Source organism: Flavobacterium ardleyense (assembly GCF_033547075.1).
Lineage (GTDB): Bacteria > Bacteroidota > Bacteroidia > Flavobacteriales > Flavobacteriaceae > Flavobacterium > Flavobacterium ardleyense_A.
The window spans coordinates 1,650,586-1,667,078 of record NZ_CP137891.1 but is presented as its reverse complement, the minus strand read 5'-3'; the positions used below and the strand labels follow the sequence as shown (position 1 = coordinate 1,667,078).

Below are 16,493 nucleotides of genomic sequence, written 5' to 3'. Positions count from 1 at the left end.
ACAAACTCCTTTATTCTATGGTATTTAATTTAAGGCAATTTGCCGAAAGCATCAATTTTGCCAATGCTATCAAAGTAACAATCGCTACGGTGATCCCTATTCTTATAGCGTCACATTTTGATCAATTTGATATTGGCATCACTATAGCTATTGGAGCCTTGCTAACGTATCCGAGTGATATCTCTAGCAATTTGCAACATAAAATCAATGGGATTTTAGTGGGAACATCAATAGTATCAGGAACTGCTCTGATTATTAGTCTTGCCCATCCCTATCCGTGGTTGTTTTACTCAATGCTCACTTTATTAATATTTTTCTTATCGATGATTTCTGTCTACGGGCACCGAGCAAATCTCGTGTCCTTTTGTGGATTGTTATCAATTTCTCTAATATTTAAAGAAGTTTATTCTGGAATAGAACTATTAGAACACTGCGCATTGATGCTAGCAGGAGGGCTGTTTTATCTTCTGATTTCAATTATTTTCTACTATTTGAGACCACATAAGTATGCCGAATTATTGTTAGCAGATAGCTTAGAGCTTACCGCTAAATACATGGAGCTTCGAGGTGATTTATGGAAGAAAAAAGATAATAAAGTAGATATTGTAAAGCGACAATTAGAATTGCAAGTAAAACTAAATGCTTCTCACGAAGATTTACGTGAAGCTTTAATGCACCGTCGTGCCAATTCTGGGTCATCAGGACAAAACCGCACGATGCTAATAATGTTTATCACTTTGGTAGATATTTTAGAATTAGCTCTTGCCACCTCATTTGACCACGAGAGATTAAACAAGAAGTTTTCAAAACATCCTGAAATCCTTAATAATTACCAGACCGTGGCTTATAATTTGGCGGCGATGCTTAATGAATTATCTATCAGTTTAAGTACAAACAAGACCTATGTAAAGAAATTTGATTTATATAAGGATCTCACCGCTCTAGAAGAAGCACAAAGAAAATATGAAAGTCTTCCAGAGACTGAAAAGGATTTTAGTGCGATTTTGATGCTGACTAGTATGTTGCGCTATGCAGAAAAACAGATTGAAAAGCTTACACTTATCGAGCGCGCTTATACTCAAAAATCTTTCAAATATGAATTTAAAGATGGAGCAAAGAATTTGCACAAATTTATTGCGCCCCAATATTATTCACCGAGCACATTGATTGAAAATCTCACCTTCTCCTCAACCTATTTTAGGCATGCACTACGTCTGACTATTGCTATTATGGTCGGATTCTTGATTGGCACATTTCTACCATTTCAAAATGTTTATTGGATTTTAATCACCATTATTGTAATTCTTAGACCTGGTTATGGCTTGACTAAAACCCGCTCCTACCATAGAATTATCGGAACTGTTTTAGGCGGCCTAATGGCCTTTGGACTGCTATTTATCGTTCAAAACAACCAGATAATTGCAACGATGGCTATCGTAACAATGATTCTCGCTTTCTCATTTGTTCAGACAAATTATAAGGTTGCAGCTACTTTTACAACTATGTATGTAGTTTTTATTTATAGCCTTTTTACGCCCGATATTAGAGATGTGGTCGAATTTAGAATTATCGATACCTTTGTTGGTGCAGCATTGGCATTTGGAGCAAACTATTTTCTGTGGCCTTCGTGGGAATTTTTAAACACTCCGGTTTATTTAAAAAAGTCTATCGAAGCAAATAAAAATTATCTAAAAGAAATTTTTCTAATTTATAATACAAAGCAGCCAGCAACTTTGCAATATCGACTAGCAAGAAAACACGCTTTTGTGGCATTGGCCAACTTGATGGAATCTTTTCAGAGAATGGTTCAAGAGCCTAAGTCCAAGCAAAAGCAATTGCCGAAAATTTATAAATTAACCACCCTAAACCACTCTTTACTTTCATCCGCTGCTTCGTTAGGCACCTATATTCAAGCTAATAAAACTACAAAGGCTTCGGAAGCATTTAACGTCGTAGTAAATGCCACAATTAGAAACCTCGAAATTGCGATAGATGAATTTGATAAAGAAAGTGTCGAAACTTTTGAAACCGAAGACTTATCGCCGCGCTTTACCGAATTAAAAAACATCCGAGCAAAAGAACTTAGCGAATCTAATGATATTAACGACGAAGAAATCCGTGAAAAAATGCTAGAAGCTCAACTTATTATAGAGCAATTAATGTGGATGACCAATGCATCTGAAAAAATAAAAAAAACCGTTAAGGCATTGCCTTAAAGGTTTTATAAAATTTTAATTAATTAAAAAGATCTAGCGTCTCTGCAGTTTCTTGTCTGATCTGATCTGATAAGGTGGGATTATCATTGAGTTTAATTCCATAAGACGGAATCATTTTCTTAATTTTTTCCTGCCATTCTGGAGTTTGAACTTTTTCTTTAAAGCATATATTAATTAATTCTAACATAATCGACGCTGATGTAGATGCTCCAGGCGATGCTCCTAACAAAGCAGCAATACTTCCGTCAGCTTTCGTCACTACCTCGGTTCCAAATTCTAGAACTCCTCCGCCATCTTTCCCTTTCTTGATAACTTGAACGCGCTGTCCTGCGGTTTCAAGCACCCAATCTTCCATTTTGGCAGTTGGCATATATTCTTTTAAAGCTTCAAGTCGATCTTCAGGTGATTGTCTTACTTGATCAATTAAATACTTTGTAAGCGGAATATTTTTAAATCCGGCCGATAGCATTGGTATAATATTGTCTAGTTGTATTGATGATGTCAAGTCGAAATAAGATCCATTTTTCAAAAATTTAGTAGAAAACCCTGCATAAGGTCCAAATAACAAGGCTTTTTCTCCATTTATTAATCTAGAATCTATGTGAGGTACTGACATTGGAGGCGCACCCACTCCAGCCTTTCCATAAACTTTAACACTATGTTGTTCAATAATATCCTTGTTCACACATTTTAGCCACTGCCCACTTACTGGAAAACCGCCGTATCCTTCGCCTTCGTCAATATTTGCTTTTTCAAGAAGTGTCAATGATCCACCGCCAGCACCAATAAAAACAAATGGCGCACGTACTTTTGATTTTTGACGAGTTTGCAAATTTCGAACAATTACACGCCAATCTCCATTGGGCTTCTGACGCATCCTTTTCACTTCGCTATTAAAATGAAGTGTTACGCCATCCAAGTTTTTAAGATAATTAAACATAGCACGAGTAAGAGAGCCAAAATTAACGTCGGTACCAATAGGCATAAAGGTAGCAGCAACATCTTCAGATTTGTCTCGGCCTTTCATTACTAGTGGCATCCATTCTAGTAGCTGATCAAAATCTGTACTGTATTCCATCCGTTTAAAAAGATGTTCTTGCTGTAGCGCATCGTATCTTTTTTTCAAAAATTCAACATTGTCAGCACCATGTACAAAACTCATGTGAGGAATACTTCTGATAAATGACTCTGGATCTGACAACAGGTTTTTCTCCACTAAATATGACCAAAACTGCCTCGAAACCTCAAATGATTCCGCAATTTTTACTGCTTTGTCAGACTGCACAGTTCCATCTTCAAGCTCTGGCGTATAATTTAATTCACAAAACGCCGAATGCCCTGTACCCGCATTATTCCATGCATCCGAACTTTCGGCAGCGGCATGATCCAATCTTTCAAAAATTTCTATTCGAATATCTGGTTGAAGTTCTTTGAGCATAACACCCAAAGTTGCACTCATAATTCCCGCACCAATTAAAATTACATCTGTATTATATGAAAGAGTATCTGACATCACTTATCCTTTTTTTGATTTTGCAAAGATATGTGCTAAGTCGTTAATGATAAAATTAAAAGTGGCACTTTATCAATATTTTAAATTTTTCTATAATTTAGATAATCTTGCAAAATAATAGTGGCAGAGATTTCATCTAAAATTGCTTTATTTTGGCGTTTCTTCTTAGTCATACCACTTTGGATCATAGAACTTAGCGCCATCTTTGAAGTAAATCGCTCATCAACTCGCTCGACTTTCATTTCGGGAAATATTTTTGTAAATTTTACCACAAATGCATCAATCATCGCAGCGCTTTGTGACGGCTCATAGTTCATCTGCTTTGGCTCTCCAACTATTACAAGCTCCACTTTCTCATCATTAAAATATTTTTTAAGAAAATCAATAAGTTTAGGAGTTTCAACCGTGGTGAGACCTGAAGCTATCATCTGCATCTCATCAGTAATTGCGATACCAGTTCGCTTCATTCCGTAGTCAATCGCTAAAATTCTTGCCATCTCTATTTTTTAAATTTCCCTGCTTCAAACTTAATCAGTACTTCACCTTTTTTTCTAAGGTACATATACTGATTGTTTTGAATTATATTATCGGCTTCCGCCAAAGCTTTTAGTAGTAATTGCTCCATTTCCATTTCGGCGCAAGCCATCTCGGTAGCTGCAATATTGTGCATTTTAATTTGATCTCCTTTTACAGTATAATCTCCTCCGATGCTATTGCAACCGACGTACGCATTAAATTTCCTGTTTTTTTCGAAGAATACATAATAGTCTTTTTTAACTCCTTTTGCACTTATAGGTTTATCGTTAATAGAAGTTATTGTCCATTTCTGGTCAATAAAAGTTGTAATTTGTGCTTTCGGAGTTTCAGATTCTAGTTCGACAACTTCAGCCGACCTCATTTTTTCAAAAACGCTTGTTTTGCCATCTTCTTTTAGCGACAGCTTGTTTTCTGTCACAAAATATTCTTTTTCAATCCCACTATTTGCGGTAAGCATTATCGATTTTCCGTCAGGCTTCCATTTAAAAGTACCTTTCTGAATTATTTTTTTCTCTTTTGGAATTGTGTCGGTGGAGATTGAGAATGAAAATGTTTCTGATAGTTCAATAACTACTGGAGTTTTGTCCGCACCTTTCCCGAGCATAAAACCTTTGTACATTCCTAAATATGACATCGCATTTCCATCTTTTTCTAAAATAGTGTCATCTTTAGATAAATTGATTTCGTTGCTGAGTACCTCAGGATTCTTAGTTTCAGGCTTTTGCGTGCATTGCATCATAATAAATGCTAAAAAAAACAATAGTGGCTTTTTCATAAACAGAGTCCTAAATTAGTATGAACCAAAAATACAAAATATTGCAGCTTTACAACTCAGTGTCCCAAATTTAAATGCATTTTGTTTTCAAGTGCCTATACTTTCAAATTCCTTATATTTGCCGATTAAAATTTGAAAGATGAATATATTAAAAAATATAATAGAAGCAGCGTGGTCAGATCGTTCAAAACTTTCTGAGCCTACCACTATCAGCTCTATCAAAGATGTAATAAATTTGTTAGATGCGGGCGAATTGCGAGTTGCCGAACCAACTAGCAATGGATGGCAAGTTAATGAATGGGTAAAAAAAGCGGTAGTACTCTACTTTCCTATTCAAAAAATGGAAACTTTAGAAGTTGGAATTTTTGAATTTCACGATAAAATACCGTTGAAAAGAGGCTATGCCGAGAAAGGAATTCGAGTGGTGCCAAATGCAGTTGCTCGACACGGAGCTTATATTTCTAAAGGTGTAATTTTGATGCCAAGCTACGTGAACATTGGTGCTTACGTAGACGAAGGAACGATGGTAGACACTTGGGCAACCGTAGGAAGCTGTGCTCAAATTGGTAAAAACGTACATTTATCTGGTGGTGTTGGTATCGGCGGGGTTTTAGAACCACTTCAAGCAGCTCCCGTAATTATCGAGGATGGTGCATTTATAGGGTCAAGATGTATTGTAGTAGAAGGAGTACGAGTTGAAAAAGAAGCAGTTTTGGGCGCGAATGTTTGCCTTACAGCATCTACAAAAATTATTGATGTTACGGGTCCAGAGCCAGTAGAAATGAAGGGAATTGTCCCAGCACGTTCTGTGGTAATTCCAGGAAGTTATACAAAATCTTTTCCAGCGGGAGATTTTCAGGTGCCTTGCGCTTTAATTATCGGAAAAAGAAAAGAATCTACAGATCTTAAAACATCACTCAATGATGCTTTGAGAGAATATGATGTAGCTGTTTAGATAAATATTGTTTTAAAAAATCAACTGTATCTGATATGAAAGTACTCGTTATACAACAAAAGATGATTGGTGACGTACTCTTAAGTACTGTTATTTGCGAAGCTATTAAAACAGCTTACCCGCAATGTGAAGTGCACTACATGATACACCCAAATACTCTTGCCGTTGTAGATAATAATCCATTTATAGACCGAATCGTAGTTTTTGATTCACAACTTTCTGGCGGTTTTCTAGGTCTAGTGAAGCTTGGTCAATCATTAAAGGTAGAGAAGTATAATGTGGTTATTGACGCTTACGCGAAATTAGAAAGCTTAATACCTACATTATTATCTGCCGCTGCAAAGCGAATTGGTTTCAAAAAATGGTACAGTTGGATTTTTTACACCAAAAGTATTCAGCGAGAAGAAGGCAATTTAAACAACGCACTAGTCCATAGACTTCTACTAGCTACAGAAGTGACTGGTAACACAATAAAACCGATTTTTCCGCAAATTTATCTTTCCGAACGCGAAAAAGAAGTGGCGGCCGAAAAAATTAAAGAAAGCATTGGCAATGACAAAAAACTACTCATGATAAGCGTTTTGGGAAGTAATAAGAAAAAAAGCCTTCCTGCTTCGCAAATGGCAGAAACACTAGACTTTGTAGCTGCTCAAACCAATGCTACACTTCTTTTTAACTTTCTGCCAAACCAACTTGAGGAGGCTACAAAAATTTATAATTTGTGTAAACCTGAAACACAGGCCGTAATTGAATTGGATTTTTACACAAAATCGTTGCGAGAGTTCCTAGCAATTCTTTCTCAGTGCCAAGCATTAATTGGAAATGAAGGTGGAGCAGTAAATATGGCAAAAGCGCTATCTATTCCCACATTTACAATATTTTCTCCGTGGATTAATAAGGATTCTTGGAGTATGCTTACTGAGCAGCATAATCATGAAGCAGTGCACATATCTGATTATTATCCCGAACTTTATTCAGATATAAATCCAAAAAAATATAAGGGACAATCAACATTTTTATATCAAAAACTAGAATTGCAACGATACTCTGAAAAATTAAAAAACTTTCTAGAGTAGCTCTAATTTAATACCGTTGGGAGTGCGAACAACTTTATTTTCTTTGGTAAATTTTCTTATTCGTGCATTTTTTTCCCAAGCGGCATCATTAACGTAACCTCGCTCGTGATCTAAATGAATGCAGATTGCGTTATATCGAATTTGTTTGGATTTAAGTCCTAAATTAAAAAGGCGCTCACCCAATTCTCTATCTTCACCGCCATACTGCATCTCTTCGTCAAAGCCATTTACAGCAAGTAAATCTGATTTCCAAGCGGAGGAGTTGTGTCCATTCCAACTAGCATTTGTTGGGGTAACTGAATTTAGAAAAGAGGATAAATAACCTCTCGTTACTAATTTTAAATTCTTCGCTGATCGCCTGAGGCCATTGGCCGCTAACCACGAAATCTTAAAGCAGTTTTGAGATTTGATATCTTCCTTTGTAATTTTCTGTGATACTTTTAGCGGAAGCTTATAATACCCTCCAGAAAGAAAAAAACCAGGCTCTCTAAATTTTAGATGATTCTCGATAAAATCGGCTCGTGGAATACAATCACCATCAGTAAAAATGAGGTAGTCGCCTTTTGCCGCGACGATTGCTTTATTTAAAATCTTACACTTTTGAAACCCATTATCTTGCTGCCAAACATGTTGAATAATAAGTCCTGTTTCTATTCGAAGGTTATCAATCAATCTCTTGGTAGTTTCGCGAGAACCATCATCTGCCACTACTATTTCAAAATTAGAAACGGTTTGTTGAGCAAAGCCGTAAATAACTTTTTCAAGCCATTCTTCAGCATTATAAGTACTCATAATTACAGAAACTAAATTTGATGGTGCCATTTAAAAATCTTCTAAGACAATTGTATTTACGCAAATATAGAAAATATCAAAATTAGTACAACCTATTACCACACAAGTATTATATTAAAGGCTGTGTTTACTATAAAAGGCATTTTTATATTCTTTATTCTATTATGATTATTTATATTTGCTGTCACTAGTAAATTTTAATGGCCTACAACGACAATACGCTACTCTCCGTCCTTATCATAACTCTTAACGAGGCAAAGCAAATGAAAGCACTTTTGGCAGATTTACAATTTGCTGACGAAGTGGTTATTGTCGATTCGTATAGCAGCGATGATACTCAAGAAATTGTAAAGGAGTTTGCTAATGTAAGATTCATCCAAAATAAGTTTGAAAATTATACACATCAACGAAATTTTGCAATAAGCAAAGCCAAAAATAATTGGATTTTATTTTTAGACGCAGATGAGCGATTAACTCCTGCTCTGAAAGAAGAAATTATCGAAACGATCCAAAGCAATAACACTTACGTAGCATTTTTATTTTTTAGAACTTTTATGTTTAAAAGCCAAAAACTTCGTTTTAGCGGCTGGCAAACCGACAAAATATTTCGACTTTTTCATAAAGAATATGCACAATATACAACTGAGAGACTAGTTCATGAAAAGCTTGATGTGAAAGGAAGAATTGGAGTTTTCAAAAATCCGTTAATTCATTTTTCTTATGCAGATTACGAAAGTTACAAAGCAAAAATGCTAAGTTACGGCAAACTAAAAGCTCAAGAAAAATTTGCAAAAAACATAAAACCTTCTGTATTTAAAGAAGTTTTGCATCCTGTATATAGTTTTCTTTACAGTTACACTATTAGACTTGGATTTCTAGATGGCAAAAAGGGAATTACTATTTGTTACCTTAATGCACTGAGTATTCATGAACGTTATAAAGAATTAAAAAAGCTGAATAATTCGAATAATATATTAAGATAATTTCATCGTTTTCTTAAAAGCAGCTTTTCGTCTAAATTTTGATTGAAACTCCTCAGTATAACCCCACATCTTTTCAAATATTTCTGTTTCGGCACGATCGTACAATTTTGAATATTCATTGGCCATTATCGTTACCATATCCCTTTTTGGCGTAAGCCTCGACAAATTTTTCATTCGCTGATCAAAGGGCATTTCTTGGTGAAATTTCATCCTATTTAAATCAACCAAATAAAAATCATACCCTTCATCGGTTCTCTTAATCAAGGTATTACCAGGGGAATGATCTAAAAACTCTATTCCTTTCTCGTGCATCTTAAAACAAAATCTAGTAAAGCAACGTAGTATTTCCTCATGATTGGCAAATTCAGGAATTTCTACTAATTCCCTAAATGTTAGATCAGCATTAAGATGTTCACTAATGTAGTAGCTGTCAATTAATCCGAAACCAGAAAATTTTTCGACATATGCAATAGGTTCAGGCGTTCCAATCCCTTTTTGGAGAAGTAGCGTTGCATATTCAAAGGAGCGCTTTGCTTTTGACGGTCTTATGTATTTATAGATAATCTGATTGAGTAAATGCGGAACTTTAAATGCTTTGATATTAAGCGTGAGTGTATCAACTGGAAATAATCGAATAGTATTGCGATTTCCCTTTACCAAAAGTGTTCCTGAACTGTGAAAACTCTGAATAAAATTATTTACAGAACTTTCTAAAAATTTGAATTTTGGATTAAAGATAGCCGGCATTATTTTTTAATCAAAAGTAGGTATTGTCTTTAATATCTGCAATTATTTAGATAGTTTTACACAAAAAAGCGAATGTCAAAATCTGTTTTCCTAGAATCACATAACATCAAAAATCGCGCTGGTGGCTTGGGAACTTTTAATTATGAACTAATTAAAGCTATCTCCAAAGAAAAATTTCCGGACTTGGAATTGATTCTAAATAGTGCCGATCCTAAAATTCTCGAAGATGAGTTTGGTTCGGTTTTCAAGTATCATAAATACAAAGGTCTGCATAGATACCCGCTTTTTGGAGTTAGAAAACGATTTGATGTTTGGCATAGTATGAATCAAAACACCAAAGTTGAACCGGTTACTACTCCCGCTAAATATATTTTGACCGTACATGACGTCAATTTTATAGAAGAAAACTCCTCCGATTTAGGTAGTAAAAAGAATAAGCAATTTATAGATAAGCTAAAACGTGCTGATGCAATAACTTATATTTCGGAATTTGCAAAAATGCAGACACATCAATATTTCGAAGTGCCTAAAGTGGCAGAACAGGTAATCTACAACGGAAATCCTATTACAGAATTTCTTGACACTTCGGCTTTCGCACCTTCTGTTCCTACAAATGTGCCTTATTTTTACACCATTGGTGATTTTATCGAAAGGAAAAATTTCATAGCGATAATTAGAATGTTTCGAAATATAAAAGACTTCAATCTCATTATTTCGGGCAATCATGATAAAAGCTATGGCGTGGAAGTAAAAGAATTTATCAACGAAAACAAATTGCAAAACCGCGTATTTCTTACCGGCAAAGTTTCTGATGTGGCTAAGCAATACTACATGAAAAATTGCGTGGCATTTTTATTTCCATCCATTAGAGAAGGATTTGGACTTCCACCAATTGAAGCCATGAAGTTTGAAAAACCTGTTTTTTTATCCACAAAAACTTCGTTACCAGAGATCGGAGGCGATGCTGCCTTTTTTTGGCAAGATTTTGATCCTGATTATATGCGTGAATTCATGTTCGACAAAATTTCGGAGTTTGAGAGCAATCCAAATTTCTATAAAGCTAAACTTTTGGCGCAAGCCGAATTTTTTGATTGGACCAAAGCGGCAAAATCATTTTTAGAATTATACCGCTCGTAAAGCTGTTTTATTTGAACATAAACTTGATTCTCTGACCTAAGTTCTTTTTCCATAAAAAGAATGATCCAACTTTTATTTTTGAACTTTTCTTGAAATTTTCGAGCAATTCGCCAATATTTTTACCTGGCATATATTCTAAGTTTTCCCACTCCATAGGATTAAGATAGAAAAACCCTTTCATAGATTTGTAATTTTCGGTATTTACAGAGTCCCATTTGGCCAAAAATGCCTCCTGATTGATATCTGTATTATGTCCCCAATTATCCAGTTTCAAAATAAGCTCTTCCCGTGTACGAGACAAACATTCGTGAAGCGCAACAGAATCAGTATAAATCGATCTGCATTTTCCGTGACGACCTATTTTATAATTAGGATAGTTGGTAGCAGCCATAAATTTGTCTAATTGATCCACGTAAAAGACACCTTCGTCTGAATTTTTGTATAAATTAATTTTGAATGGGCATATCTGAACAATGTGTTTTTCAGGATTTACCAAATAATGATTGTTGCTTTTCAAGAAATTGACAAATTTTTTGAAATCTAAAAAGTATTCGTCTGAATCCAGTTGAATGAGCCAATTTCCAATACCCATTTTAGCGGCAAGCATCTTTCTCTCGCGTACTTCGCACTGCATTGTACTCATCCCTTTTACATAGAAATCATCTTCATACAATTCTATCTTATTAGAAGTATCGAAGTTCTTAATCCAATCAAAAAAACTTGGATCAATGGCAATATCAGTTCCTTTCCACGTCTTTCTATTTTTATCAATAGCAAGAAAAATGGTGTCAGAATCCTCATAAATTGGAGGAATCGCATTTTTTAATAGCTCGTAATCATAAGAAACTAAAAAGCCTACTTGAATTTTACTCATAGAATTGAAGGTTGTAAAGGAGCCGCAAGATATAAATAAATCAAGTATCTTTGTGCATCTCAATACCATAATAAAACTTGATGAAAGATACTGCTACCGCCATTAGTGTGATAATGATTACCTATAATCACGCCGATTATATAAGCAAGGCAATAGAAGGCGTTTTGATGCAAAAAACCAATTTTAAAATTGAGCTTATCATCTCAAATGATGCCTCGAGAGATGCCACTCATCAAGCGATTGAAAAAGCAATAGCAGCACTGCCTGAAAACATAACAGTTACATACTTTAATCAGACCAAAAATATTGGAATGATGCCCAACTTCCTGTTTGTACTACAACAAGCAAAGTCAGCTTATATTGCGCAATGCGACGGCGATGACTATTGGACAGATCCAGATAAATTGCAAAAGCAATTCGATTTTCTTGAAGCCAATCCCGATTATCAAATTTGTCATCACAATGTCTTGGAACGTCGAGGCCTTAAGTACAGAAAACGAAATCATAAACTGACCGAGGACAAAACCGACGATCTAGAACGTCTTGCCCAAGGGAATTTTGTTCACTCTTCCTCAATAATGGTTCGGAATACCGTTCGAGAATTTCCTGAATATTTTGCTCGTGCAGAAAATGGCGACTATTTTTTACTACTTCTCGCAGCACGAAAAGGTAAATTAAAATATCTAAATGAAGTGATGAGCGTTTATCGTATTCACAATAAATCCAGTTGGTCCTCGATGAAAAAGCGAACGCAACGAGAAACGCACATCAATTTTCTGAAAAATATTCAACAGGATTTCACTCCAGAGATCAACGCTATTTTTAACGCTCAAATAAAGCGTATAGAAGAAAAAAATTATAAAATGAATCACACACTTTTGGGGAAAATCAAAACTTTTCTAAATCCTTAGAAATATAAAATCACAATGCAAGAAGAAATATTAAAAGCATACGAAGTACTTAAAGAGGGTGGAATTATCCTTTATCCAACCGATACGGTTTGGGGAATTGGTTGCGACGCGACAAATGCTGAGGCTGTTGCCAAAATTTACAAACTCAAACAACGACAAGAAAGCAAATCCATGATTGTCTTGATGAACGGCGAAAAAATGATCTATAATGTCTTTAAAGAAATTCCAGAAGTTGCTTGGGAAATTTTGGACATCAGCGACAAGCCAACAACCCTAATTCTGGACAATCCTAGAAATGTGGCGGCAAACCTAATTGCTGAGGACAAGTCGTTAGGAATGCGATTGGTAAAAGATCCTTTTTGTTTTAAATTATTAGAAAGACTCAAAAAACCCCTGGTTTCAACCTCAGCAAACATTTCTGGAAAACCAACTCCTTTGACTTACAAAGAAATCAGTTCTGAAATTATTAAAGGTGTTGACTATGTTGTAAATTTGCAGCGCGAAAGTCCAGCAGGAAAACCATCGTCTATTATTAAAATCGGCAATAATCTACAGGTAAAAATTATTAGAAAATAGGATAGCTCCCTTTTTCGGCAACAGCGTTTTTTGCAAGTAGGACTTTGCAATTAATATTATTTCGCCCTCAGTCATTTATGAAAGCATTACAAAATCCCATCTTCAAAATTACCGCACAAGCCAGCCAACACCTAGGAATTGATAGCTACGTTATTGGAGGTTTTGTGCGTGATTTCATACTAGGTAGAGATTCAAAAAAAGATATCGATATTGTTGCCGTTGGCAGTGGAATTGAGCTTGCGCTAAAAGTGTCAAGCCTTTTACCTAACCGACCTAAAGTTCAGATTTTCAAGAATTATGGTACAGCTATGCTGCGCTATAAAGATTTAGATATTGAATTTGTGGGAGCTCGAAAAGAAAGCTACAACCGAGATAGCCGAAATCCTATTGTGGAGAGCGGAACATTAAGAGAAGACCAGGAGCGACGAGACTTTACCATCAATGCTCTGGCATTTTCACTTAACGAAAATAATTATGGCGAACTTCTAGATCCGTTTGATGGAATAACAGATCTCTCAAATAAAATTATCCGTACTCCACTAGATCCCGATATTACTTTTTCTGATGATCCGCTGCGAATGCTAAGAGCAATTAGATTTGCGGCACAATTAGAATTTACCATTGATAACGAAGCATTTGAATCAATAATTCGAAATAAAGACCGCATCGAGATTATTTCTGGCGAGCGCATTGTCGAAGAATTAAATAAGATTCTTTCCTGCCCTCAACCTTCTCACGGAATGCTATTATTATATAAATCAGGTCTACTTGATATTATTCTTCCAGAATTGACTGCACTCAATAATGTTGAAGAAATTGGAGGACAAACTCATAAAAATAATTTTTATCACACGCTGGAAGTTGTAGATAATATTTCGAAAAATACCCAAGATGTGTGGCTACGTTGGGCCGCACTTCTGCACGATATAGGAAAAGCGCCAACCAAAAGATTTGACAAGAAGATTGGCTGGACTTTTCACACCCACGAATTCGTAGGCGGTAAAATGGTTAAGAAAATTTTTGAGCGCCTGCACATGCCGTTAAACCATAAGATGAAATTTGTTCAGAAAATGGTTATTATGAGTTCACGTCCAATTGTTTTATCCGAAGATACGGTGACTGATTCGGCCGTAAGAAGATTGATTTTCGATGCGGGTGAAGATGTTGAGTCTTTGATGACGTTGTGTTCTGCAGATATTACAACTAAGAATCCGAATAAATTTAAAAAATACCACCAGAATTTCGAGGATGTTCGCAAGAAGCTTATCGAAGTTGAAGAGCGTGATCAGGTTCGAAATTTTCAACCGCCAATAACTGGTGAGGAGATTATGAAGCTATTCAATCTCAAGCCCTCTCGGGAAATTGGAATTTTAAAGGAAGCGGTTAAAGAAGCAATTTTAGAAGGCGAAATCCCTAACGAATATCAAGCTGCTTATGATTTTGTGGTCAAAAAAGCTGAAAAGATGGGTCTGGAAAAGCAGATTTAAAGGTAGTTAGTAATTTGTTTTCATTTTTTTTAAAAGATTGTAAAAATGGTTAAAAGAGACAGAGCAGTAATAATTTGGCTGCTATCGGGCTGTGTTTTATTATTTATAATGGTTGTAGTAGGTGGAATTACTAGACTTACAGATTCAGGTCTATCAATGACCGATTGGCATTTGGTGACAGATACCTTTCCTCCTCTTACACACGAAAAGTGGGTCGAGACATTTGAAGAGTACAAAAAGTTTCCTGAATATCAAAAAATCAATATTCACAACGATTTTACTTTAGACGATTATCAGTTTATTTACTTTTGGGAATGGTTTCATAGATTTATCGGACGGATCATCGGACTGGTTTTCGTAATTCCGTTTGTTTATTTTTTAATTAAAAAACGACTATCAAAATCAACTATAAAAAAATGCATAGTCCTGTTATTAATGGGCGGTTTTCAAGGGTTTTTGGGTTGGTTTATGGTAAAGAGCGGACTGATTGACAATCCAGACGTGAGCCATTTTAGGCTAGCACTGCATCTTACATTTGCCTTTATTACTTTTGCTTATACTTTTTGGGTTGCTTTAGATTTAATTTATCCAGATTACAAAGCACCAATTTCTAAGCAACTGCGTACAATAACTAGAATTGCTCTGGTTATTTTGCTTATTCAAATTATTTATGGAGGTTTTGTAGCCGGACTTAATGCCGGACTAATACACAATCATTGGCCATTAATGAGTGACGGACAATTAATGCATGACAGTATTTTCCTTGAAGAACCTACAAATCTTCTTCGTTTTACCGAAGGAAAAAGCGGAATTCAATTTGTACATCGCTCCGTAGCATATTTAGTTGTAGCTTCAATACTATTTTTATGGTATAAAAGCCGCAAAGTTGCGCTTGGACAAGCTGCGAAAAATGGAATCATGGCGCTAGTAATTTTAGTTTTTGTACAATTTGCCCTCGGAGTTTTTACATTACTTCTAGCGGTACCTCTATGGCTTGGATTAGCGCATCAAATTGGTGCCTTTTTTCTATTGACTGCGATGACTTTCACTTTACATAGATTGTCAAAATAAAAAACAATAATGGCTAAACTTTCGGCGGAAGCTTCCTTTCTAGACTTATCTGACTACGGAAGGCCTTTTGCAACGTTCATTTCAGCCAAATTAAAGAATACTGCCATTACGCCTTTACACATTACCTACCTATTTGGGGTTTGTGGTTTACTTGCGATTTATTTTATTTTACAACAGCAATTTATATTGGCTGCGATTTTTATTGTTATCAAATGTATCATAGATGCTGCCGACGGCGAACTGGCAAGAGTTAAAAATACTCCTTCCTATATAGGAAGGTATTGCGACAGTATTTTTGATTTTATTCTGAATTTTGGATTTCTTCTTGCCATTTGTTCAATTACAGAAAGTTCTATTTGGTGGATGTTACTTGCCTTTTTTTGCTTACAACTTCAGGGTACATTATATAATTTTTACTATGTGATTTTGCGGCACAAAACCGCTGGCGGAGACCAAACATCTAAAATTTTTGAAGTCGAAACACCAATAGCACTTGGCGGCGAAAGTCAAAAGATTGTAACTATATTTTTTAAAATTTACCTTCTGACTTATGGAATTTTTGATAAAATTATTTACAAACTCGATCGAAATGCTGCAGTTTCAAATACATTTGATTCTTATTTTATGACCTTGGTTTCTATATATGGCTTAGGATTTCAGCTCCTCTGCATTGCTGCACTGTTGGCTCTTGGTTTCGCAAATTTGGTGATTCCGTCGGTGATAATTGCGACAATTTTTATCCCAATAATTATTGTAATCAGAATATTTCTCTACGCTCCTGCTGGTAGAAAATAGTAGTTGAAATTTTCCGCATTTTATTATTCACAATTTATTTCAAAGATT

16 protein-coding genes are annotated in these 16,493 nt (G+C 35.4%); 10 read left to right on the top strand and 6 right to left on the bottom strand.

The window, feature by feature from the left end:
* Nucleotides 1-17: 17 nt before the first annotated feature.
* Entirely contained in the window at nucleotides 18-2,216 is a 2,199-nt protein-coding gene (locus SBO79_RS07225; RefSeq protein ID WP_318639751.1) for an FUSC family protein, read from the top strand.
* A gap of 19 nt (nucleotides 2,217-2,235) precedes the next feature.
* On the opposite strand, the gene SBO79_RS07220 is transcribed toward SBO79_RS07225, so the two are convergent.
* From SBO79_RS07220 to SBO79_RS07210, 3 genes are all read right to left on the bottom strand, one after another.
* Nucleotides 2,236-3,729, bottom strand: coding sequence for a malate:quinone oxidoreductase (locus SBO79_RS07220; protein ID WP_318639750.1), 1,494 nt, complete (start codon nucleotides 3,727-3,729; stop codon nucleotides 2,236-2,238).
* A gap of 80 nt (nucleotides 3,730-3,809) precedes the next feature.
* Nucleotides 3,810-4,226, bottom strand: a complete 417-nt coding sequence (gene ruvX, locus SBO79_RS07215; RefSeq protein WP_318639749.1) for a Holliday junction resolvase RuvX — start codon at nucleotides 4,224-4,226, stop codon at nucleotides 3,810-3,812.
* A gap of 2 nt (nucleotides 4,227-4,228) precedes the next feature.
* Nucleotides 4,229-5,041, bottom strand: a complete 813-nt coding sequence (locus SBO79_RS07210; RefSeq protein WP_318639748.1) for an META domain-containing protein — start codon at nucleotides 5,039-5,041, stop codon at nucleotides 4,229-4,231.
* Between the two features lie 139 nt (nucleotides 5,042-5,180).
* Between SBO79_RS07210 and SBO79_RS07205 the strand changes: the two genes are divergently transcribed.
* A complete protein-coding gene (locus tag SBO79_RS07205) occupies nucleotides 5,181-5,996 on the top strand; it encodes a 2,3,4,5-tetrahydropyridine-2,6-dicarboxylate N-succinyltransferase (RefSeq protein ID WP_318639747.1) in 816 nt (271 codons plus the stop codon).
* Between the two features lie 35 nt (nucleotides 5,997-6,031).
* Nucleotides 6,032-7,072 carry a glycosyltransferase family 9 protein gene (locus SBO79_RS07200; RefSeq protein ID WP_318639746.1) on the top strand — a complete coding sequence of 347 codons (1,041 nt, stop codon included), beginning with the start codon at nucleotides 6,032-6,034 and terminating at the stop codon, nucleotides 7,070-7,072.
* Here SBO79_RS07200 and SBO79_RS07195 read toward each other — a convergent pair.
* Nucleotides 7,064-7,894: a glycosyltransferase family 2 protein gene (locus SBO79_RS07195; RefSeq protein ID WP_318639745.1), complete on the bottom strand. Its 831-nt coding sequence runs from the start codon at nucleotides 7,892-7,894 to the stop codon at nucleotides 7,064-7,066. The two genes, SBO79_RS07200 and SBO79_RS07195, sit on opposite strands and share 9 nt — an antisense overlap.
* Before the next feature lie 170 nt (nucleotides 7,895-8,064).
* Between SBO79_RS07195 and SBO79_RS07190 the strand changes: the two genes are divergently transcribed.
* Nucleotides 8,065-8,847, top strand: coding sequence for a glycosyltransferase family 2 protein (locus SBO79_RS07190; RefSeq protein ID WP_318639744.1), 783 nt, complete (start codon nucleotides 8,065-8,067; stop codon nucleotides 8,845-8,847).
* On the opposite strand, the gene SBO79_RS07185 is transcribed toward SBO79_RS07190, so the two are convergent.
* A complete protein-coding gene (locus SBO79_RS07185) occupies nucleotides 8,839-9,594 on the bottom strand; it encodes a Kdo domain containing protein (RefSeq protein ID WP_318639743.1) in 756 nt (251 codons plus the stop codon). The genes SBO79_RS07190 and SBO79_RS07185 overlap by 9 nt on opposite strands.
* 72 nt (nucleotides 9,595-9,666) lie before the next feature.
* Here SBO79_RS07185 and SBO79_RS07180 point away from each other — a divergent pair, with 72 nt between their 5' ends.
* Complete coding sequence (locus SBO79_RS07180; RefSeq protein ID WP_318639742.1) at nucleotides 9,667-10,731, top strand: glycosyltransferase family 4 protein; 1,065 nt, start codon at nucleotides 9,667-9,669, stop codon at nucleotides 10,729-10,731.
* A 7-nt stretch (nucleotides 10,732-10,738) separates the two neighbouring features.
* On the opposite strand, the gene SBO79_RS07175 is transcribed toward SBO79_RS07180, so the two are convergent.
* Entirely contained in the window at nucleotides 10,739-11,605 is an 867-nt protein-coding gene (locus SBO79_RS07175; RefSeq protein WP_318639741.1) for a hypothetical protein, read from the bottom strand.
* An 80-nt stretch (nucleotides 11,606-11,685) separates the two neighbouring features.
* Here SBO79_RS07175 and SBO79_RS07170 point away from each other — a divergent pair, with 80 nt between their 5' ends.
* From SBO79_RS07170 to SBO79_RS07150, 5 genes are all read left to right on the top strand, one after another.
* Nucleotides 11,686-12,516, top strand: coding sequence for a glycosyltransferase family 2 protein (locus SBO79_RS07170; protein ID WP_318639740.1), 831 nt, complete (start codon nucleotides 11,686-11,688; stop codon nucleotides 12,514-12,516).
* 15 nt (nucleotides 12,517-12,531) lie between these two features.
* Nucleotides 12,532-13,092 (top strand): L-threonylcarbamoyladenylate synthase, encoded by a 561-nt coding sequence (locus tag SBO79_RS07165; RefSeq protein WP_318639739.1) that lies wholly within the window; start codon nucleotides 12,532-12,534, stop codon nucleotides 13,090-13,092.
* Nucleotides 13,093-13,169: 77 nt separating this feature from the next.
* On the top strand, nucleotides 13,170-14,579 hold the full coding sequence (locus tag SBO79_RS07160) for a CCA tRNA nucleotidyltransferase (protein WP_318639738.1): 1,410 nt from the start codon (nucleotides 13,170-13,172) through the stop codon (nucleotides 14,577-14,579).
* Nucleotides 14,580-14,624: 45 nt separating this feature from the next.
* Nucleotides 14,625-15,650, top strand: coding sequence for a COX15/CtaA family protein (locus SBO79_RS07155; protein WP_318639737.1), 1,026 nt, complete (start codon nucleotides 14,625-14,627; stop codon nucleotides 15,648-15,650).
* 9 nt (nucleotides 15,651-15,659) lie between these two features.
* Nucleotides 15,660-16,445: a CDP-alcohol phosphatidyltransferase family protein gene (locus tag SBO79_RS07150; RefSeq protein ID WP_318639736.1), complete on the top strand. Its 786-nt coding sequence runs from the start codon at nucleotides 15,660-15,662 to the stop codon at nucleotides 16,443-16,445.
* Nucleotides 16,446-16,493: the final 48 nt, after the last annotated feature.

Bases quoted from the DNA above. Each gene is read 5' to 3' on its own strand.
- SBO79_RS07225 (WP_318639751.1), top strand. From the start codon at position 18: ATGGTATTTAATTTAAGGCAATTTGCCGAAAGCATCAATTTTGCCAAT.
- SBO79_RS07220 (WP_318639750.1), bottom strand. From the start codon at position 3,729: ATGTCAGATACTCTTTCATATAATACAGATGTAATTTTAATTGGTGCG.
- ruvX (WP_318639749.1), bottom strand. From the start codon at position 4,226: ATGGCAAGAATTTTAGCGATTGACTACGGAATGAAGCGAACTGGTATC.
- SBO79_RS07210 (WP_318639748.1), bottom strand. From the start codon at position 5,041: ATGAAAAAGCCACTATTGTTTTTTTTAGCATTTATTATGATGCAATGC.
- SBO79_RS07205 (WP_318639747.1), top strand. From the start codon at position 5,181: ATGAATATATTAAAAAATATAATAGAAGCAGCGTGGTCAGATCGTTCA.
- SBO79_RS07200 (WP_318639746.1), top strand. From the start codon at position 6,032: ATGAAAGTACTCGTTATACAACAAAAGATGATTGGTGACGTACTCTTA.
- SBO79_RS07195 (WP_318639745.1), bottom strand. From the start codon at position 7,894: ATGGCACCATCAAATTTAGTTTCTGTAATTATGAGTACTTATAATGCT.
- SBO79_RS07190 (WP_318639744.1), top strand. From the start codon at position 8,065: ATGGCCTACAACGACAATACGCTACTCTCCGTCCTTATCATAACTCTT.
- SBO79_RS07185 (WP_318639743.1), bottom strand. From the start codon at position 9,594: ATGCCGGCTATCTTTAATCCAAAATTCAAATTTTTAGAAAGTTCTGTA.
- SBO79_RS07180 (WP_318639742.1), top strand. From the start codon at position 9,667: ATGTCAAAATCTGTTTTCCTAGAATCACATAACATCAAAAATCGCGCT.
- SBO79_RS07175 (WP_318639741.1), bottom strand. From the start codon at position 11,605: ATGAGTAAAATTCAAGTAGGCTTTTTAGTTTCTTATGATTACGAGCTA.
- SBO79_RS07170 (WP_318639740.1), top strand. From the start codon at position 11,686: ATGAAAGATACTGCTACCGCCATTAGTGTGATAATGATTACCTATAAT.
- SBO79_RS07165 (WP_318639739.1), top strand. From the start codon at position 12,532: ATGCAAGAAGAAATATTAAAAGCATACGAAGTACTTAAAGAGGGTGGA.
- SBO79_RS07160 (WP_318639738.1), top strand. From the start codon at position 13,170: ATGAAAGCATTACAAAATCCCATCTTCAAAATTACCGCACAAGCCAGC.
- SBO79_RS07155 (WP_318639737.1), top strand. From the start codon at position 14,625: ATGGTTAAAAGAGACAGAGCAGTAATAATTTGGCTGCTATCGGGCTGT.
- SBO79_RS07150 (WP_318639736.1), top strand. From the start codon at position 15,660: ATGGCTAAACTTTCGGCGGAAGCTTCCTTTCTAGACTTATCTGACTAC.